General features: G+C 43.0%; 19 protein-coding genes. 10 read left to right on the forward strand and 9 right to left on the reverse strand.

The window, feature by feature from the left end:
* Positions 1-42: 42 nt before the first annotated feature.
* The 3 genes from glgC (at position 43) to K5L93_RS04730 (ending at position 3,211) form a co-directional block, all read left to right on the forward strand.
* Positions 43-1,284 carry a glucose-1-phosphate adenylyltransferase gene (gene glgC / locus K5L93_RS04720; protein WP_281422601.1) on the forward strand — a complete coding sequence of 414 codons (1,242 nt, stop codon included), beginning with the start codon at positions 43-45 and terminating at the stop codon, positions 1,282-1,284.
* Positions 1,285-1,376: 92 nt separating this feature from the next.
* The gene (gene glgA / locus K5L93_RS04725) at positions 1,377-2,855 is read left to right on the forward strand and encodes a glycogen synthase GlgA (protein ID WP_220718688.1); all 1,479 of its coding nucleotides are present in this window, start codon (positions 1,377-1,379) and stop codon (positions 2,853-2,855) included.
* Positions 2,856-2,932: 77 nt separating this feature from the next.
* Positions 2,933-3,211 carry a late competence development ComFB family protein gene (locus tag K5L93_RS04730; protein ID WP_016402924.1) on the forward strand — a complete coding sequence of 93 codons (279 nt, stop codon included), beginning with the start codon at positions 2,933-2,935 and terminating at the stop codon, positions 3,209-3,211.
* 367 nt (positions 3,212-3,578) lie between these two features.
* On the opposite strand, the gene K5L93_RS04735 is transcribed toward K5L93_RS04730, so the two are convergent.
* Positions 3,579-3,986 (reverse strand): GFA family protein, encoded by a 408-nt coding sequence (locus K5L93_RS04735; RefSeq protein WP_220718689.1) that lies wholly within the window; start codon positions 3,984-3,986, stop codon positions 3,579-3,581.
* Positions 3,987-4,127: 141 nt separating this feature from the next.
* On the opposite strand from K5L93_RS04735, the gene K5L93_RS04740 reads away from it, so the two are divergent.
* Together K5L93_RS04740 and K5L93_RS04745 are read left to right on the forward strand one after the other, a co-directional pair.
* Positions 4,128-4,598 (forward strand): WbuC family cupin fold metalloprotein, encoded by a 471-nt coding sequence (locus K5L93_RS04740; RefSeq protein ID WP_220718690.1) that lies wholly within the window; start codon positions 4,128-4,130, stop codon positions 4,596-4,598.
* Positions 4,599-4,867: 269 nt separating this feature from the next.
* A complete protein-coding gene (locus K5L93_RS04745; protein WP_220718691.1) occupies positions 4,868-5,992 on the forward strand; it encodes a DUF481 domain-containing protein in 1,125 nt (374 codons plus the stop codon).
* A gap of 47 nt (positions 5,993-6,039) precedes the next feature.
* On the opposite strand, the gene K5L93_RS04750 is transcribed toward K5L93_RS04745, so the two are convergent.
* Complete coding sequence (locus tag K5L93_RS04750) at positions 6,040-6,768, reverse strand: hypothetical protein (protein WP_220718692.1); 729 nt, start codon at positions 6,766-6,768, stop codon at positions 6,040-6,042.
* Positions 6,769-6,951: 183 nt separating this feature from the next.
* Positions 6,952-9,153, reverse strand: coding sequence for a malate synthase G (locus tag K5L93_RS04755; RefSeq protein ID WP_220718693.1), 2,202 nt, complete (start codon positions 9,151-9,153; stop codon positions 6,952-6,954).
* A gap of 296 nt (positions 9,154-9,449) precedes the next feature.
* Between K5L93_RS04755 and K5L93_RS04760 the strand changes: the two genes are divergently transcribed.
* Positions 9,450-10,367: a hypothetical protein gene (locus K5L93_RS04760; RefSeq protein ID WP_220718694.1), complete on the forward strand. Its 918-nt coding sequence runs from the start codon at positions 9,450-9,452 to the stop codon at positions 10,365-10,367.
* A gap of 38 nt (positions 10,368-10,405) precedes the next feature.
* On the forward strand, positions 10,406-10,711 hold the full coding sequence (locus K5L93_RS04765) for a 4a-hydroxytetrahydrobiopterin dehydratase (RefSeq protein WP_220718695.1): 306 nt from the start codon (positions 10,406-10,408) through the stop codon (positions 10,709-10,711).
* A gap of 34 nt (positions 10,712-10,745) precedes the next feature.
* On the opposite strand, the gene K5L93_RS04770 is transcribed toward K5L93_RS04765, so the two are convergent.
* Complete coding sequence (locus tag K5L93_RS04770; protein WP_016402936.1) at positions 10,746-11,219, reverse strand: YHS domain-containing (seleno)protein; 474 nt, start codon at positions 11,217-11,219, stop codon at positions 10,746-10,748.
* A gap of 113 nt (positions 11,220-11,332) precedes the next feature.
* Here K5L93_RS04770 and K5L93_RS04775 point away from each other — a divergent pair, with 113 nt between their 5' ends.
* Complete coding sequence (locus tag K5L93_RS04775) at positions 11,333-12,163, forward strand: AraC family transcriptional regulator (RefSeq protein WP_220718696.1); 831 nt, start codon at positions 11,333-11,335, stop codon at positions 12,161-12,163.
* On the opposite strand, the gene K5L93_RS04780 is transcribed toward K5L93_RS04775, so the two are convergent.
* A complete protein-coding gene (locus K5L93_RS04780) occupies positions 12,160-12,768 on the reverse strand; it encodes a uracil-DNA glycosylase family protein (protein ID WP_220718697.1) in 609 nt (202 codons plus the stop codon). The two genes, K5L93_RS04775 and K5L93_RS04780, sit on opposite strands and share 4 nt — an antisense overlap.
* Positions 12,768-13,808, reverse strand: a complete 1,041-nt coding sequence (locus K5L93_RS04785) for an NADP(H)-dependent aldo-keto reductase (RefSeq protein ID WP_220718698.1) — start codon at positions 13,806-13,808, stop codon at positions 12,768-12,770. The genes K5L93_RS04780 and K5L93_RS04785 overlap by 1 nt, the downstream gene beginning before the upstream one ends.
* A gap of 215 nt (positions 13,809-14,023) precedes the next feature.
* Between K5L93_RS04785 and K5L93_RS04790 the strand changes: the two genes are divergently transcribed.
* Both K5L93_RS04790 and K5L93_RS04795 read left to right on the forward strand, forming a co-directional pair.
* Positions 14,024-15,370, forward strand: coding sequence for a pullulanase-associated domain-containing protein (locus K5L93_RS04790; protein ID WP_220718699.1), 1,347 nt, complete (start codon positions 14,024-14,026; stop codon positions 15,368-15,370).
* Between the two features lie 117 nt (positions 15,371-15,487).
* On the forward strand, positions 15,488-16,144 hold the full coding sequence (locus tag K5L93_RS04795; protein ID WP_220718700.1) for an HAD family hydrolase: 657 nt from the start codon (positions 15,488-15,490) through the stop codon (positions 16,142-16,144).
* A gap of 67 nt (positions 16,145-16,211) precedes the next feature.
* Here the strand turns inward: K5L93_RS04795 and K5L93_RS04800 are convergent, their stop codons facing one another.
* The 3 genes from K5L93_RS04800 to bfr (K5L93_RS04810) form a co-directional block, all read right to left on the reverse strand.
* Complete coding sequence (locus K5L93_RS04800; RefSeq protein ID WP_220718649.1) at positions 16,212-17,339, reverse strand: ISAs1 family transposase; 1,128 nt, start codon at positions 17,337-17,339, stop codon at positions 16,212-16,214.
* A 291-nt stretch (positions 17,340-17,630) separates the two neighbouring features.
* Positions 17,631-18,098 carry a bacterioferritin gene (gene bfr / locus K5L93_RS04805; protein ID WP_220718701.1) on the reverse strand — a complete coding sequence of 156 codons (468 nt, stop codon included), beginning with the start codon at positions 18,096-18,098 and terminating at the stop codon, positions 17,631-17,633.
* On the reverse strand, positions 18,098-18,577 hold the full coding sequence (bfr, locus tag K5L93_RS04810) for a bacterioferritin (protein ID WP_220718702.1): 480 nt from the start codon (positions 18,575-18,577) through the stop codon (positions 18,098-18,100). The genes bfr (K5L93_RS04805) and bfr (K5L93_RS04810) overlap by 1 nt, the downstream gene beginning before the upstream one ends.
* Positions 18,578-18,859 lie beyond the last annotated feature (282 nt).

The raw sequence follows: 18,859 nt of genomic DNA on the forward strand, positions 1-18,859 counted from the left end.
TAAGCCAAGCCACTTTGAAAACGATTTCACGAAACAAACACAATTACAGAGGTACAAAGTCTCATGGCAGGAATTCTTACAATGATCCTCGCTGGTGGTGAAGGCACTCGCCTTTATCCACTCACCGACAGCCGCACCAAGCCGGCGGTCCCTTTTGGAGGAAGTTATAGGCTGATAGACTTTGCCTTAAATAACTTTGTTAACTCTGACTTCTTAAAAATCTACGTACTTACTCAGTTTAAATCGCAGTCTTTAAACATTCACTTGCGCCAAGCTTGGCACTTGTCAGGTATTACCGACCGCTTTATTGATGCAGTTCCGGCGCAGATGCGGGTTGGTAAACGATGGTACGACGGCACCGCTGATGCTATTTACCAGAATGCCCGCTTTATTGAAATAAACGAACCTGAGCATGTATGTATTTTTGGTAGCGACCATATCTACAAAATGGACGTTCGCCAAATGGTAGATGAACACCGCCGTAAAGAAGCCGCACTTACCGTTGCTGCCATTAAAGTACCTAAAGAACAAGCTGATCAGTTTGGCATCATTGAAGTAGATGAAGAAGGCCGCATGATAGGGTTTGAAGAAAAGCCTAAAGTGAACCCTAAAACCATTCCTGGCGATCCAGACCACGTATTGGCATCTATGGGCAACTATGTGTTTGAGCGCGAAACCCTATTAGAAGCTCTTTACGACGACGCTAAAGAAGACAGCTCAACCCACGACTTTGGTCACGACATCATTCCAAAGCTTTACCCTAAAGGAAAAGTATTTGCTTATGACTTCACCCAAAATACCATTCCAGGCGAAACGGTAAGTGGCTACTGGCGTGATGTAGGTACTCTAGACGCTTATTGGGCTGCCCACATGGACTTGTTGGACGAAGAGCCACCATTCTCACTATATAACCCCAAGTTTCCACTACATACCCATTACCCACCGCTACCACCAGCCACATTTAAAGATGTTGGCGACAAAAAAGTCAGCGTTAGCCAATCACTCATTTCTGCAGGTAGCTTTATCTTAGGCTCAGAAGTTAACCGTAGTGTATTTGGTTTTAGAAGCCACGTACGTCCCGGTTCGGTGGTTAGTGAATCGGTACTTATTGGTAATTGTAGAATTGGTGAAGGTTGTCATATCCGCCGTACTATCATCGATAAGAATGCAGAAATTGCTCCTGGTACCATTATTGGTGAGAACCTCGAGGAAGATCGCAAGCGCTTTACGGTGTCTCCAGAAGGGATTGTAGTGATACCGAAAAACGCCAAGGTAGGTTTTTAAACTGCAAATTGCCTTGAAAACAAATAAGCAATTACTCTAATATTGAATCACATAAGGCACCCTTTGGTGCCTTAATCGTTAAGGAGTGCTCTGTGACAGCCCATCCTGTCAAGATTCTGTTTGTAGCGTCTGAAGTCGAAAGCTTAGCAAAAACAGGCGGCCTAGCCGATGTAGCTAAAGCCTTACCACTGGCCCTGAAAGAACATGGCCAAGATGTAAGAATTATTATGCCGTTTTATAAAACTATAAATCGTCATGATGAAGCTGAGAAGATCCTCGATTTAAGCCTTCAAACCGGCCAAGACTGTTTAGATATTGATTACGCCGTCTTCAAGCTGATGCTCGAAGATGTACCTGTGTATCTCATTCAACACAACGACTATTTTGAACGAGACCAGTTATATAGTGAGGGCGAATTTGCCTACGACGACAACGGTGAACGCTTTACTTTCTTTTCGCGTGCGGTATTCCAAGTAGCGGAGGCTCTAGAGTTTAAGCCAGACATATTTCACTGTAATGACTGGCACACCGCGCTTATACCTTATTTACTTAAGCAAAAGTTTGCCCGTCACCCATTTTTTTGTAACAGCAAATCAGTACTTACAATCCATAATGCGGCTTTTCAAGGCATCTTTGAGAAGCACCAATTTCAACTTTTAGAAGGCTTAGCCGATGGCTTAGTCGATCAAATACTTGATGGCTACAACTGCATTAACTTACTTAAAGCGGGTATTCGCTTTGCTGACAAAATTAATGCCGTAAGCCCAAATTATGCACAAGAATTACTTACCCGTTTAGGCTCTCATGGGCTTTGTGACTACTTTGAACAACGCCGTGCTGATTTAGTCGGTATTTTGAACGGGTGTGAATACTCTGACTGGGATCCAGCAACCGACAAGTTTATTCCGACCAATTACTCGGCCACCGATATGAGCGGCAAAGCGGTTTGTCGCCAGGAACTTCAAGTAGAAGCTAATTTAGCCCAGTTAAACGTACCAATTTTTGGCATGGTGTGTCGCTTGACTGAGCAGAAAGGCTTCTATTTATTATTACCTGCCCTGCAACAGTTTTTACGTCATAACGTACAAGTGGTTATTGTTGGTACCGGTGATAGTGGCATTGTGGCAGAACTAGAATCTATTCAAAAACAATGGCCAGATAAGCTGCGTTTTATTCATGCCTACAGTAATGAAATGGCTCACTTAGTTGAAGCTGGTGCCGATTTCTTCTTAATGCCGTCTTTATTTGAGCCTTGCGGTCTCAACCAAATGTACAGCTTAGCCTACGGGACTTTGCCAATAGTTCGCGGCGTAGGCGGCCTAAAAGACACCGTAAGTGATTACGATGAAGATCCAGAAAACGCAACTGGGCATATCTTTTATGATCCAGAACCGGCCGATTTACTCAACATTTTACGCCGGGCTTTATTGCTATATTTAGAACATCCCGAAGAGTTTCAAGCAATGCGGCACCGCGCAATGTTGTCTCGATTCCATTGGAAAGAATCTGTTTGGCAATACGAAGCATTATACAACAACGCGTTAAATGTGAATCCGGTTCAACAACAATAAGATTAACGGGCCAGAGAGTGGCGACTCTGGCTTTTCTTATATAACCTGAATATATACATTTGCTTGAGGGAAAAATAATGCGCTTATCAGAGGAAATTCATAATTTTACTGAGTTCCTACTAGGTGAACAAATTCATGCCTTAGAGATCCATAAGCGCTGTGACCTAGATACTCTGCAAGATTTATGTTGCTTGGTGCTTAATCGCTTACCACCACGTTATATCCGACATGACGTTGATGTACTGAGTGCAATTAGCGATGCAGAACGGGAACAATTAGTAGAAAAAACCAAGGTAGCGATTGAAGAAAGCCTAAAATTTCTAGAGCAAGATCGTCGCCAGGCCCCACGCGATTAATTACTTTGGTAAACTTAGTTCTAGCTCGATAGACGTACAGCCCTTGGCACAATATACGCCGGGGGCTTTTTCCTGGCCTGGCAACACCGCGGTCAAAGGCTGCTTGCAATACTCACACTGCCTGACCTTGCCAGCTAATACTTGTTTGATTAAATTCCGCTGCTTAGCATAAGCGTTAGCCCTGAGCTTATTTAGTTCTTTAAATTTCGACATATCTATTACTCTTCTATCACTGTCGCTACTTTAGTCGCTTGAAACATAGGCTTACAATCTCAAGTCTACTTTACCGTGCAATCAAACATTTAAGTACTAACACTGCGTAAGTGCCTTATTAATACTTCCCAAAACCAAGGCGAATACATAAGGCCTATTCACGCCCCTCTTGGTGTTGCGGTAAACTATCGCAAATATCAAACCAATTGGCTTTGTAAGCCACAAAAATATGAGCATCGGGCTTCAAATCCAAATCACTATCAAGAGTAGCCAAGCTAAACTCGATAAATCGCCCATCATCATTAGCCGGCGCAAAGCTTAAACTTGAGCCGCACTCGCTACAAAATTGTCTCACGGTGCCATTTTCAGCAGTGAATTTCTTTAAGTACTCTGAACCACTTAACCAACGAAAGTGCTCGGTTTTCGCCTCTCCATAAGTAGCAAAAGCAGCACCATGAAACCTTCGGCACATACTGCAATGGCAATGTGCCATGCGGGGCTCAAGCTTATCAACTTGATAACTCACTTTTCCACACAAACAGTGACCTGTTATTTTGCTCATCGCTAATTCCTAAACCAATATGGGGAATGAACTATCACCTTACACTGATAATTCGCATTTGTTGAGTCAGCGAAAATATGCCACCATCTGGCTCCATTATTGTGACTTAATCAAATACGCTCATTTATAGGACGCTAGTTAATGTTGAAAATCATCAACAACAAGGACTTTTCAGACTTTAGCGACAAGGCTAAAGCCGCGCCACGCCAGCGCAGCCACCACAATTTGCACGACACCTTGGATGCAGGTGTGCAACGCTTGTTTATTGCTACAGAGCCAGATACCTATATGCGCCCACATCGCCATAGCGAAGCCCACAAATGGGAGCTATTTTTAGTGCTAAAAGGACAGCTCGACTTACTAATATTTAATGAGCAAGGCGAACTTACCGAGCGCCATAGTTTGTCCCCAGAAACAAACCGAGCTATCGAAGTTCCACCTAATGTTTGGCATGGATATGCTTGTATGCAAGCTGGAACAGTCGGCCTAGAAATTAAAGAGGGTGCTTACGTTCCTACTCCAGCCAACGATTTTGCGCCTTGGTCTCCAGCTGAAGGTGAAGACGGAGCAGATGAGTATCGCGAGTGGATGCGCAATGCACAGGTAAAATAGCCAGCTCTGTTAATTATGACTTGGTAAACTAAAAAAGGGATAAAAGTGTTTCAGCCATCATTTAAATCCCTTTCTACAATCACTCATTATTACTAATGGGGATAACAAATTGCCAATTAAACCATTATCTCACTTCACTCTACGCGCAACCGCGGTGAATTAGGCTCAACAAAACACCCTGTATTCTCAAGCGTTTATTCCGTATCGCTTAAAAAGCCGCTAATATCAAAATACTGTTATTAAATGTCTGATGGAGCAGCCACCACTTAATGCGCCTTTTAGTTGTTGTATTGTTAATAAGCTCTAGCCATAGCCTAGCGTTAGCTGCAGAAACCTCTCTTCCCGAGGCTGAGCAGACACCCAACTCCATAACCAAACAATTTCAACAAGACTACTTTAGCGCACTAGATTTGGATGAAAACAAAGACTGGATTCAATTGGACTCAGGTGAAGTCATTCAAGGAGACTTAGAAGAGCTTTATCAAAAAGAAGTGCTATTCGACAGCGATGAATTAGACGATCTAAACATTGATATTGACGATATTCAACGGCTGCGCACTGCCAACTGGTTTCAAGTAAACTTACGAGGTTTAGGGGTAGTACGTGGCCGCTTAATGGTAAATAAAGACGGCGTGACCATCATAGGCAAAGACACCCATTATGCCTCGCGCCAAGATGTTATATCGGTGTATCGGGTAGCCGAGCGAGAAGCAGACCGCTGGAAGAACAAAGCGACCTTAAGCGCCAATGTTGCCAGCGGAAACACTAATACCTTGGAGATAAACGGTAAGCTTAACAGTGAACGAAAAACCGCTCTTAATCGCACCATAATTACCTACCTAGGGGTGATGTCTGAGTCCAATGATGAAACCACCGCGCGAAACCACCGAATCAACCTATCTCACGATTTATATAAACACCACGATTGGTTCTTTCGCCCTGTATTAGCAGATTTTTATCATGCTCCACTTAATAACATTAAACTACAAACCCAACTAGCCTCACAAGTGGGTTACATTGCGTTGGACGATGATGACAAAAAATGGGAGTTATCTGTTGGTCCTTCATGGCAGCAAACCCGTTTTGAAGAAGTCACTGAAGGCAGTTCAAACAAAGAAAGCAGTATGGGTTTGTCCTTTGGTTCTCACTTCGAAATAGACATCACCAAAAACATTGAATTGACTCATGACTACCAAATGACCTTGTCGCAGAAAAAGACCGGTGGTTACCAACACCACAACCTACTTAATTTGGCCATCGATATTACTGATGATCTAGATTTAGACATCGACTTTATTTGGGATTACACCGAGTCCCCCACAGCAGACTCAGACGACATAACACCGGATAAAAATGACTATCGCTTAGTGATAGGTATTGGCTTAGATTTTTAACAAAAAAAGCCTCTTAACAAAGAGGCTTTAGTAGCAAATATCGAACTTTAAAGGGTTTTGGTGTTTGTCTGACTTTCAGCAGTGGCAGCTTTAACATTGTTTGCGTTTGTCTCATCGCGCAAACGCGCCATATTTCGAATGTGTTCTACACAAAACTCCACTGAACGAGCTAACTCACGCTTAAGCCCTTCACCACTTTCCAGCTCTATATAAGAAGGCCCTTGCTCAGTATCTTCATACTCAGGCATATTATTACAGGCTTCTTCAGCAATAACGATTCCCTTTTCACGATCGATAAGTCGAGCATGCACCTGATAGCTCACTCGATAATTATCCCAGTCACTAGCGTAATATATCGAGCTCCAAGACAAAGTACGAACATCAAGAATGTAGTCATAATCAGAGTACAGTTCGATGATGTTAGGTAATTCAGGAATGGTTACTGATTTAGATTCATCATCCACCACCTTTACTTTATAGCTATCACTTAGGCCACTGGCTAATTCACGTGCAATATCCAGAGCAGGGTCTTCAATTTGATTGTTTACAATCATGGCATTACCAAAAGAAATTGCCGAAGCTAAGCCGAGTAAGCCAAATTGAACGTTAGCGGCAGTTTGCGCAGGAAAGTCTGGAAGCGAACTATAGCGGGTGTAGACTAAGGTTTTATCTGCTAAGAATTGAGACTCGTCAGCGGCTAGTGGTTTAGTTTTAATCGTAGAACATGCCGTGAGAGACAGCACAACTACTGCAAATATCAGTCGTAGTAACAACATTTTAATCCTTTAAAAATTTAATTATCCACTTCAGTAGCTAGGCTCAATTAAGCAGCTTAGCCACAAGCAAGAGACTACCTAAATTAACTAATAATTACAGTGCCTTAGAGAATTTTTTATTGTTTAATATCAAACTAATACAAAAAAAGCACCTATTAAGGTGCTTATTAATAATGAAAATGTTTACTTGCGTTTTTTAAATTCTCGTCGCCATGCGTGTAATAATGGCTCGGTATATCCACTAGGTTGCTCACAACCTTTAAATACCAAATCAAGAGCAGCTTGATAGGCGCAACTGGTAGCGACATTTCCTGCCATATTCAGATAGGCTGGATCGCCACTGTTTTGTTCATCGACCAATGCGGCAATCACTTCAAAGCGCTGCTTCACTAGCTCTTCACTCACAATATTGTGTTTTAACCAGTTTGCCACGTGCTGACTAGATATACGCAAGGTAGCGCGGTCTTCCATTAAACCTATTCCATTAATATCTGGCACCTTTGAACAGCCAACTCCCTGCTCTACCCAGCGAACAACGTAGCCAAGAATGCCTTGGATGTTGTTATCTAGTTCTGCAATAAGTTGCTGCTCAGTCCAAGCGGTATCAACCGCCAATGGCGGTGTTAATAAGTCATCTAAGTAACGCTGGTCATCACTACTTAGCGCCTCTAATAATTGATTTTGAATACTCGCTACATTTACCTGATGATAATGCATCGCATGCAGCGTTGCCGCAGTAGGCGATGGAACCCAAGCCGTACTCGCACCACTTTCGGGGTGGGCTTGTTTGGCCTGCATCATAGCTGCCATCATCTCGGGCATGGCCCACATGCCTTTACCTATTTGTGCTTTGCCGTGCAAACCGCAAGCAAGGCCGGCTTGTACATTGTTGAGTTCATACGCTTTAATCCACACGCTTTCTTTTATATCACCTTTTGGCACCATAGCGCCGGCAGCCATGCTAGTGTGAATTTCATCCCCAGTTCTATCTAAGAAACCAGTGTTAATAAACACCACTCGCTGATGAGCTTCGGCAATACAGGCTTTTAAATTAACACTGGTGCGACGTTCTTCATCCATTATGCCCAATTTAATGGTGTTAGCTGTAAGACCGATAAGCTCTTCAACGGCTGCAAAAATTTGATTACTAAACGCAACCTCTTCTGGGCCATGCATTTTAGGTTTAACAATGTAAATCGACCCTTCGCGCGAGTTGCGATAAGGGCTATTTCCAAGCAAGTCATGTTTAGCGATAAGACTGGTAAATACCGCGTCAAGTAAGCCTTCGGGGACTTCATTTCCCTTAGCGTCCAACATTAGGTTGTTGGTCATCAGGTGACCCACGTTGCGCACAAACATTAACGAGCGTCCACTTAAGCTAAAGCCATGACCTTGTGCGTTAATGTATTGGCGGTTAGGCGCTAGCTCGCGAGTAATCTGTTTGCCGTTTTTGGTTAAGCTTTCACTTAAGCTTCCACGCATTAACCCTAACCAATTTTTGTAAACTTCCACTTTATCTTCGGCGTCTACTGCGGCAATAGAGTCTTCACAATCCATGATGGTGGTAAGTGCAGACTCCAATACAATATCTTTTACATTGGCACTGTCTTGCGCGCCAATTTGATGTTCTGCATCAAATTGAATCTCGATATGTAAACCATGATGCTGCAACAAAATCGCCGAAGGTTGCTCAGCATCCCCTTGGTAGCCAGCAAGGTGAGAGGCTTCTTCCAAGGTGGTATTCGAACCGTCTTTAAGACCAACCAATAAACCGCCAGAAAGCACACTGTATTTAGTAGCGTCAGCATGGCTGCCGTGAGCTAAGGGACAATGTTTATCAAGTAATGCGCGGCCATAAGCAATAACCGCTTCTCCGCGCGCAGGGTTATAGGTAGAGCCGGGGGCAAGCTCACCACTTTGCTCAATCACATCGGTACCATAGAGTGCATCATACAAACTACCCCAGCGAGCATTAGCGGCATTTAATGCATAGCGAGCATTCATTACCGGCACCACTAATTGTGGGCCTGCTAACAGTGCAAGTTCGCGATCGACTTTTGAAGTAGCAAGGCTAACTTGCTCAGGCGCTTTAACCAGATAATTTATATCTTGTAGAAACTGCTGATAAGCTTTGGCATCTATGGGGCCCGGATGCTGCTGATGCCATTGGTCAATTTGGCTTTGTAAGCTATCACGCTTGGCCAACAAGGCTTGGTTTTTAGTAATGAAGTGGTCTAAATAGGCTTCTAGCCCAGACCAAAAGCTGTCTTGCTCAACACCAGAGTTTGGCAAAACATCCTGATTAATAAACTGATAAAGCAAATTCGATACTTGGTAGTGTTCCAGCTGATGATAGCTAGATGCGTTATTAGTCGGTTTACTCATCAAACGTTCCTTTATTTTATAGTTATTATGTAGTTAACGAAGTTAAAACTTCGCTAATTGGTTCATGTTACCCTTAACAGTGTTGCAAGCCCGACGAGTAACTCGACGCGCAATAGATTTCAGATTAGCATCCCATACTCGGCCCATGAATAACAATTGGCCAAATGTAGCATTTGCAATCATACATCTCTTTGCTAGTATTTTTCAAACACTTGTTTGAATCTGTTTCTAACTTGCGTTTCAATCTGTAAATAACACCGCGCTAGCACAGCGTATAACCAAAATGGGGCAAGGACTTGCTAAGGTTTATCACTCGCTACTCTACTCAGCTATTAGCCAGCTGTGTTTTCATCGGCTTTGCGCTGCCTAACTTCTCTAATGCCTTACTGCCTTTTTTACCGGCGGTACTGTTTGCTTTAATGTTATTTACCATCGTAAGTTTGAACATCAAAACTTTAGTTAAAGACTTAGCCCAAACATCAATTTGGCTTTACGCAATTTGGCATACGCTTGGTTTAACCGCGTTGATCATGCTAATTGCTTGGTTTTTCAATGTTAGTAGCCAACTCTATTTAGCCATTGCAGCCACTTGCGCTACTGGCTCTCTGTTCGCCAGCCCCGCGATTGTTCGCTCGATAGGCTTAGATGCTCAACGCTGTATGGCCATGACAATTGCCTCTACCCTATTAATGCCTGGCGTATTACTGCTTAATAGTCATCTGTTTAGCCACTTTAGTCATCACCAGCAATTACAATTAGACATGCAGGTTTATGGCCAACGTTTAGCAATTTTCATCATATTACCTATTATTATCAGTTTGTTACTGCACAAACTGCTCAAGCAACAACTGATCGACAAAGCACTTATTCAGATCCGGCCAGTAACCATAGTATTGGTGTTTTTTTTCCCCTTGGGTCTAATGGGAGCATTTCGCGAAGTGTATGACACCAGTCCAGCCGTTGCGTTAGAGTATTTGGCAATTGCTAGTGCTGCCTGTTTAATTGCCTTTGTCGCCAGCTTTTTATTGTTCTTAAATAAAGGAAGAAATCTCGCCATTATTAGTGGCATAACCGCCACTAACCGCAATGTTTTGCTCACCTATAGTATTACCGGTAGCTTTCTTGGCGTTGAATACATGATTTACATGGGAGCAATTCAACTGCCAATATATTTACTTCCCATGCTAGTAAAACTGACTTCACGCTCTCGCTAAACTAACCTTATAGGTAATCAAACAAGTTAGAGGTAATTATGAGTGAGCATGCACTAAGCCAACCAGCTATTCACTTAGCCTTAAAACACCTACCAAGTTGGCAGTACCAAAATAACGTTATCGTAAACTCTTATCGGTTTAAGAACTTTGTACAAGCCTTTGAATTTATGGGAAGAGTAGCTGATTACGCTGAGCAGCAAAACCATCATCCAGATTGGTCCAACTGCTATAACAAGGTAGATATTTCATTAACTACCCACGAATTAGGCGGAGTAAGTGAACGTGACTTTAAGTTGGCCACACTTATCGAAGACTTGTACCAACAATACTATCTCACCAAGTAGGCAGCCCTATTTGATGAGATAGTAATAGATGCAATTAAAGTTTAGCGGCATCTACGGCTTTTATTTCTGGCCAATTTTGGTTGGCGTCCACAATCAATTCACCGGTGTTTTCTAACCAACGCTGCTGGACCTTTTTATCAAGGTTAAGGTAAAGCTTCCCATCGACAATTTTCCATGCTGTTGGGTCGGTATCAAACTTCTTCTCCATGGCTACGCCAAAAGCACAATAACCACCGTATTGAGGCGCGTATTTAGCAGGGTCAGCTTTAAATGCATCACGATTGTCTGCTGATGCAAAATGGTAGATAGCATTATTATGAGTGGCGGTATAGCTATTGTTACCTTGGGTTGGCTGACCACTGACAAAGTAGGCAACTGGATCATAGCCCTTAATGGCTAAATCATTGGCGTCTACGCTCATACCCACATCGGCAGCAAAGCTAAAGCTACTAACAGCTAGGGAAGTGGCAAGTGCGCTGGTACGAATAATTGCTTTTAGTGTGTTCATTTTCATTCTCCAAATAATAGTGTGCTAAACGACAATGAAACATTAACGGCTAGCTCCGGTCTGTTGGGATACAATCGTTCAGCAATTAGTGCAAAAAGTACGGAATAACTAAAATGGACCAACTTTCTAGCCTACTCAGACAGTTTTCAATCAGCGCTGGTGTTTTTTATTCAGGGCAATTATGTGGCTTATCTGATGTGGCTACAGGTGATCAGCTCGTTGGACACATTCATGTATTGCGATCTGGCAGTTTATGTATTCAAAGCAAGCAGCAACGATTAAATGTAGTTGCACCAAGTTTAATTTTTTTCCCCCAACCGCAAGCCCATCGACTTATTGTGAATGAGCAACAGCCAGCAGAGCTAGTGTGTGCCACTATTCGATATGACAATGCCAATCACAGTGCGCTAGCGAATGCCTTGCCAGAGCAAATTGTGCTACCGCTTAGTCAACATGCTCAATTTGCCCGCACCATAGAGTTGCTCTTTAGCGAAGCCTTTGAGACTGACCAGGGCTCGTTAGTGATTATGGACAAGTTGGTGGAAGTCCTCGTCACCTTATTACTACGCCACAGTATTAACCAACAAAACAAACACTCCGGCTTAATTGCCGGCTTATTGCACCCCAAACTATCGCTCGCCTTAGCGGCTTTACATAAGCAAACGGCTTTCGAGCACTCAGTTGAATGGCTAGCAGAACAAGCGGCTATGTCGCGCACTAGTTTTATTGAAAGCTTTAAGCAGACTATCGGCTGTTCGCCTGGCGACTATTTAGTGGAATGGAAAATCAACCAAGCCAAACAGCTGCTAAAGCGGGGAAAACCAATTACTTGGGTTGCCTCGGAAGTGGGTTATCAAAGTGTATCTGGCTTCACCCGAGCATTTAGAGCCAACACCAATATGTCTCCTAAACAATGGTTAGATGAGCGTAGCTTTAGCAACTAGGTTAATAACTGCTTAATCTGGTTTTGCAGTTTAGGAACTAAATCTTGCTCAAACCATGGATGCTTAGCAAACCAATGGCGATTGCGCGGTGAAGGATGCGGTAAAGGCCATATACCTTGGGACGCGTAATGCTGATAATTACCAACATTTTCGCTTAGCGTGGTTTTTGTATCTGTGGGCAAATAAAGAGCTTGGGCGTATTGGCCAATTAACAAAGTAAGCTCAACCTTATTGAGTTGCTCAATGATTTGTTGATGCCAAGTATCAAAACACAATTTTGGTGGCGGCAAGTCTCCATGCTTACCTTTACCAGGGTAACAAAAAGCAGAAGGTACAATAGCCACCGTTTCTGCATCATAAAATGTCTCTGGTTCTAGCCCCAACCATTGTCGTAAACGCTTACCACTGGCGTCATCCCAAGGCACGCCACTTTTGTGCACTTTTATTCCAGGAGCTTGACCAATAATCAATATCTTTGATAGAACACTAGCCTGCACCACCGGGCGTGGCTCAAGCTGTTTCTCACACAAACGACAAGCACTTACCTGCTCTAGTAATTGCCTAAGGTTTTCAGAACGATCTTCTTTGATTATAGATTCACGCATTAGGGACAAGGGATCCTAAATTTATCACCCAACTCTTGAATTCGCTGCTCCAACTGATCAGACAGCAACACTTTAGTACTATTCAGATTTTCTTTGAGCTGTTCAAGGTTGGTGGCACCAATGATATTGGCTCCCACAAAGCTACGCTGATTGACAAATGCCAGGGCTAACTGGGCAGGGCTTAACTCAAATTCACGCGCTAAATCTACATAATGCTGAATCGCTTGTTGAGCATCTGGACCATAGCGCGCAAAACGCTTATATAAGGTGAGGCGCGCTCCTTCGGGCCACTTATCATTCAAATACTTCCCAGTTAGTGCTCCAAAGGCTAATGGGGAGTAGGCTAATAAAGGGATATTCTCGCGATGCGACACTTCCGCTAAGGCAACTTCAAAACTACGATTAAGCAAATTGTAAGGGTTCTGAATCGAGACGATCTTCGGCAAGTTATGCTTCTCTGCTAAATGAACATAACGCATTGCTCCCCAAGGTGTTTCGTTGGAGATCCCTAGGTAGCGAACCTTTCCCGAATTCACAAGGTCAGCTAAGGCTTCGAGTGTTTCTATGATAGGTGTTTGATCAGCGCCTTCTTGGTGCTGATAGTTTAACTCGCCAAAAAAGTTAGTAGCACGATCTGGCCAATGAACTTGGTAAAGATCAAGGTAATCGGTTTGTAATCGATTTAAAGAGTCTTGTAGTGCTTGATGAATACCATTCCATGTAAGCCGCATATCTTGCCGAATATAGCCTCCACGATCTGACTTTGAAGGAGCCGCAACCTTTGACGCCAAGATCAACTCATCGCGACAATTTCGTTTCGTTAAATAATTACCAATGATGGTTTCAGTATCGCCCTGAGTGCTTTGCTGGGGCGGCACCGGATACATTTCAGCGGTATCTATAAAGTTAACTCCATTTGCTATAGCGTAATCAAGTTGATCAAATGCTTGATCTTGAGAGTTCTGTTCCCCCCAAGTCATTGTTCCTAGACAAATTTCGCTCACTCTCAGATTTGATTCTCCTAATTGACGATATTTCATCTTGCAATCCTCATAAGGTCAGACAATTTGTTATTCGCCATAAAATCAATTAACAGTAATAACTGGACATTTTTACGGCAAAAACCTGCAGCAATTGGAGCTAAGTCTATTTTTCTTTAAAATTTAACACCATATTGGTGATCTAGTTGCTACTTCTTTAATGTTTTTTTAGTTATTATGGGCTCATGCGACTTAAACAAGTTAATGGAGTAATTGTGCAAAGAGCATCCATATTTATATTACTTTTCTGGTGTATTAGTACAGTTGCCAGTGCAGATAGCGTGACTGTTCACTACAAGAGCATTTCTAACAACTATGACGGCTGGGGTTTACATGTCTGGGCTGGTGAGGAAATGGTGAATGGCAAACAAGTTGGTGCTAGAACCGACTTCCGTTTGCGTAAAGGCACCACTCCTGCTGCTCCGTTAATGCCGAGTAAGTTTGACGACTTCGGTGTAGCCTTTACGATTCCTGTACGTAAAGATGCTAAACAGTTCTCTTATACGCTAACCAATGGTGCTCTTCACCATATGGGTGTAGAGGAGTGGAAGTGGATCAAAAGCAAACATGGTTTAGAAATTTGGATTGTTGAAAAAGATCCCAAAATTTACACCGCAATACCTGCAAAATTTGCTAAAAGCGCCACTGCAACGGCGAAGAAAGCAACTAGCACGGTAGCTAAACCTAAAGCCGTGCTGCCACCACCAGTGCCTAAAGCAACCACTGCGACTGCCACAAAAGCAGTAGCCCAACCTAAGCCAATTGCTAAGTCTAGTGGTCCAAGCCCTGAAATGAAGCGTACCTTAGATTTGCTTAAAAATGATCTAAGTAAAAAGAATGCAACCATTAGTAAGCTGCAATCTGCGCTGAATGACACTCAAAAAATTAATCAGCGTTTACAAAATGACTTAAACAGTAAGCTGATTGATTACCAAGCGCTGCTACAACTTAACGATAAGATAAGCAATGAGAACCGCACATTGACTGCGTCTAACCAAAGCTTATATGCGCAAGTTGAACAAGCTGGTAGCAGCAATGCTGAGGCTCAGTTGTTAGAGCGAAATCAGCAGCTTGAAAAACAACTCGCTGGCGTAAACGAGCAAGTCCTTGGTTTACAGAAAACCATTGCTGAAAACACGGGTAACTCTGAGCAACAAAAACAGTTGCAAGAACAGTTTAACCAAATGCAAACGCAACGAGATGAATTACGAGCAGACAACAATAAGCTAAGCGCTCATATTGTAGAACTCGTTCAACGCTCAGAAAGTTCCGGCCAAGCCCAAGAATCAGGCATTGCTTGGTGGTTATTCGGCGCGGTAGTTGCGGTGCTAGTGGTATTAATTGGTCTAGTCTTTTTGGCAACCAGCAAACGTTACAAAGATCTCCAGTTAGATATGGAAGATGCCCTTAAACGTAAAGAAGAAGAAATCAAAACCGAGAAAATTTACGCTGCAGCTGCTAACGAGAAGCTACGCAAGGTACTTCACGGCGAAGCGCAACAACGCAGTTGGGCGCCAGTACCAGATGGCTTACCAGAGAATCTCAAAAAAGATACTGCATAAAATAACAAGGCCAGCTTAGCTGGCCTTTTCTTTACCCTAAATAAAATTTAGCCATTGAGCTATCCTTCAGTTTTCCTTAGCATCGTCTTTAGTCACTCACTCGTGAAAGAGGCTTTTGTGGAACTACATATATTCGATTTAGATGAAACACTGATCGCCGGAGACAGCGGTGTACTATGGCATCAATTTCTAGTACAAGAAGGAGTAGTTACCCAAGCAGGTTTTCTTGAGCAAGACGCAGCAATGATGCAGCAATATGCGTTAGGCGAGCTAGCTTTAGAACAATACATATCTTTCAGTTTAACTCCGATAAAACACCTTAGTAGTGAGCAAGTTGACCGCTTAGTAAGTCACTTTGTTCGCCAGCAAGTTAATCGTATTGCCTACCCACAAGGCCGAGTATTAATCTCTCAGTTAAAGCAAAGCCATGAAGTACTAATAATCTCGGCTACAGTTAGCTTTATCGTTAACCAAGTTGCGCAATTACTAGGTGTTGAACATCACTTAGGCGTTGATTTACATACCGAGCAGGGAAAATACACAGAACAAATACAGGGTGTTGCTAGCTTTCGAGAAGGTAAAGTCACACGGCTTAAGCAATGGCTCACCGATCAGTCAAGGCAATACTCATCAATCAGCTTTTATTCTGACTCAATTAACGATCAGCCCTTACTAGAGTATGTAGACAATGCATACACGGTTAACCCCTGCCCTAAGCTTAAACAGCTCGCCTTAGAGCGGAATTGGACGCAATTTAGCTGGCAGCTCAACTAATACCAATCGTACTAAGTAACCAGGGCAAGCGCATGAATGTTTTTTGACCGATTGTCTGCGTCGAAACTTAGCTATCAGCCATTGCTGAGAACCCGGCGACCAACACCTTCTCGAGGTTTTCAGTTTTCATCCAGCAGCGCTTCTGCTTCGTCGGAATACTGGCCTTAGTCGGCTCAGAGCGCAGCATGTTCAATGACATATGGCGCAGACAAGCTAGGTTTTCCGCTGCGTTCTTTTTAAATATCTGACAGGCGTCTTCCTGCAAACTGACATCGAGCACCCAGTGCATCGCTTCAATGGCCCAATGCTCGCGAACAGCAGTGGCAATTTGCGTCGCTGTCATCTCTTTAGAACTGATGTAGTAACGGTACTCAAGGCTGGTCGGTTTGCCTTTTTCGGTGCGATAGCTCTCAACCATAGCAATGGTATTCAGGCTGCACCAGTTACTGAAATCGCCTTCCAGCGCATCTGCTCTGAGTACGTGGCTGATTCGGGATTCTATCCGTCCCCGACCTGTTTCAGTCTGAAGCTCTTGTGCGTCAGGTGATTGCCCGCGCTGCTTACTGAATGCTGCCTGTACCGCTTTTGCCAGGTTGCTCTGATTGCCCTTTACCGCCAGCAGGTAGTGACCACCTTGCTTAACAATGGCTTTAGCGATCTTGGTCTGGCATGCCATGGCATCAATGGTGACCAGTGCGCCACGCAGCTCAAGCATCTTTATCAGTTCCGGGATTGCGATGATTTCGTTGCTCTTGCTGTCGGTTTTTAGCTGTCCGAGAACCAACTTATTGGCTGACGCATAAGCGCTGACCATGTGGATGGCGCTACTGCGTTCGTCGCGATTGTAGGAGCCTCGGAGCGTTTTGCCATCGATAGCAACAACGTTGCCTTCAGTTAGTTCATGTACCGCTTTCATCCACACCAGAAAGCTCTCTCTGAACTGTTCAGGTTCAACGCTTGAGATGATCCGGGCAAAGGTGTCATCGACAGGAACACCGAGTTTAAAAAGCCCGTGGTCCCTAAACCAGTCGTGGTGGCCAAGCACGTATTCACGAATATCGTGCCAGCCTTTTGCGCCGGAAATCACCGCACACAAGGTACCAAACAACACATCGAACAGCGGGTGACGCACCTTGGCTCCTTGGCGAGGGTCTTCGACGGGCTTAAAGTGTTCCTGAAACGATTTGATGTGCATGGTGAGGGCTCCCAAAAAGAGAGCATATGATCACAGACGGCGATCGGCGTCAAATCAAAGGGCGAAAGCGTTCATGATCTCGCCCTGACTAAGTAACTGTTCACTCTATCTGGTTAAAATACTCGATAACTGCGTTAGAATTTTTGATTGTAGAATAACTACTTATCAAAAAATTCTGCCTCATTCTCGAGTATTTTTCCTGCGTTTTTTTGAACACCTACTTAGTGTGATTGGTATAAAACAAAAAACGAGAGCAAGAGCTCTCGTTTTTATATCTGCTGAGCACAAGTTTTACATTTGGCTTTGTAGGTAATTCTCTAAGCCAATTTTCTTGATAAGTCCTAGCTGTTGCTCTAACCAGTACGCATGGTCCATTTCGGTATCGTCAATCAGAGTTTGCAACATATTGCGTGTTACATAATCTTGCTTCAGTTCGCAAAGGGCCATAGCTTCTTTAAGAAGCGCATCTACTTCGTATTCAACCTTTAAGTCATTCTCAAGCATGCTTGGCACATCACTACCAATACGCAAAGGCTCGCGTTTGCTTAAGTCTGGCGTACCTTCGAGGAACAGAATACGTTGAATAAGTAGTGAGGCATGACCTTTTTCATCATCGAACTCATGATCTATACGCTCATACAATTTATTAAGGCCCCAGTCTTCATACATGCGTGAATGAATAAAGTACTGATCCATTGCCGTTAGTTCATTCATTAGCAGGCGGTTTAGCGCATCAATGACTTCACTATTACCTTTCATTAATCATCTCCTTTGGTAATTTGAGCAGCTAAGTAATTGTCTAGGCCCATTTTTTTAATTTGATATTGCTGTGTTTCAATCCAATCAATATGATCTTCTTCAAAACCTAATATTTCTTCTAATAAATCTCGGCTGACAAAGTCTTTAGCCTGTTCACAGTCTGCAATAGCCTCTTTAATAATTGGTAACTGTTCGAGCTGGAAGTCCATATCACATTGCAGCATTTCCTCGGTAGCTTCACCAATACGCAACACACCCAACATGTGTGCATGAGGCAAACCCTCTAGGAATAAAATACGCTCCATTAATTTGTCGGCTTGCTTCATATCCTTAATCGATTTTTTATAATTACGCTCATTCAGCGCATCAAAACCCCAGTTTTTATACATTCTGGCATGCAAAAAATACTGGTTAATCGAAGTAAGTTCTGAGACTAAGACCTTATTTAACAAAGCAATTATTTTGGGTTCGGCTTTCATTACTGCGCTCCAAGCTGCCAATTTTTGGTGTCAAAAAAGTATACACCCAAACTTAGCGCACTGCATATTATATTTACATTTCATTAACTTACATTAAAACAAATGAAAACCATTATCATTTTTATTATGAGTAATTAGAAACATTTTTATCGAGTTTAAGATCGATTGCTCGGTCACACTCCTTAAATATTGTTCAAAAAAACAGCGGCGAATATTGATCCAAAACAAATTTAAAAATTAAGCATTTACTGAATTTACCGTATAATTACTTTGAATCGAAAA

Origin of the sequence: Agarivorans litoreus (assembly GCF_019649015.1) — a bacterium.
GTDB classification, from domain to species: domain Bacteria; phylum Pseudomonadota; class Gammaproteobacteria; order Enterobacterales; family Celerinatantimonadaceae; genus Agarivorans; species Agarivorans litoreus.

What these genes read in the sequence shown, in the direction of transcription:
- bfr (WP_220718701.1), bottom strand. Translation starts at nt 18,098, where the DNA reads ATGAAAGGTAATAGTGAAGTCATTGATGCGCTAAACCGCCTGCTAATG.
- K5L93_RS04740 (WP_220718690.1), top strand. Translation starts at nt 4,128, where the DNA reads ATGTTGAAAATCATCAACAACAAGGACTTTTCAGACTTTAGCGACAAG.
- K5L93_RS04750 (WP_220718692.1), bottom strand. Translation starts at nt 6,768, where the DNA reads ATGTTGTTACTACGACTGATATTTGCAGTAGTTGTGCTGTCTCTCACG.
- K5L93_RS04775 (WP_220718696.1), top strand. Translation starts at nt 11,333, where the DNA reads ATGGACCAACTTTCTAGCCTACTCAGACAGTTTTCAATCAGCGCTGGT.
- K5L93_RS04735 (WP_220718689.1), bottom strand. Translation starts at nt 3,986, where the DNA reads ATGAGCAAAATAACAGGTCACTGTTTGTGTGGAAAAGTGAGTTATCAA.
- K5L93_RS04770 (WP_016402936.1), bottom strand. Translation starts at nt 11,219, where the DNA reads ATGAACACACTAAAAGCAATTATTCGTACCAGCGCACTTGCCACTTCC.
- K5L93_RS04785 (WP_220718698.1), bottom strand. Translation starts at nt 13,808, where the DNA reads ATGAAATATCGTCAATTAGGAGAATCAAATCTGAGAGTGAGCGAAATT.
- K5L93_RS04755 (WP_220718693.1), bottom strand. Translation starts at nt 9,153, where the DNA reads ATGAGTAAACCGACTAATAACGCATCTAGCTATCATCAGCTGGAACAC.
- K5L93_RS04780 (WP_220718697.1), bottom strand. Translation starts at nt 12,768, where the DNA reads ATGCGTGAATCTATAATCAAAGAAGATCGTTCTGAAAACCTTAGGCAA.
- K5L93_RS04765 (WP_220718695.1), top strand. Translation starts at nt 10,406, where the DNA reads ATGAGTGAGCATGCACTAAGCCAACCAGCTATTCACTTAGCCTTAAAA.
- K5L93_RS04800 (WP_220718649.1), bottom strand. Translation starts at nt 17,339, where the DNA reads ATGCACATCAAATCGTTTCAGGAACACTTTAAGCCCGTCGAAGACCCT.
- K5L93_RS04745 (WP_220718691.1), top strand. Translation starts at nt 4,868, where the DNA reads ATGCGCCTTTTAGTTGTTGTATTGTTAATAAGCTCTAGCCATAGCCTA.
- K5L93_RS04730 (WP_016402924.1), top strand. Translation starts at nt 2,933, where the DNA reads ATGCGCTTATCAGAGGAAATTCATAATTTTACTGAGTTCCTACTAGGT.
- bfr (WP_220718702.1), bottom strand. Translation starts at nt 18,577, where the DNA reads ATGAAAGCCGAACCCAAAATAATTGCTTTGTTAAATAAGGTCTTAGTC.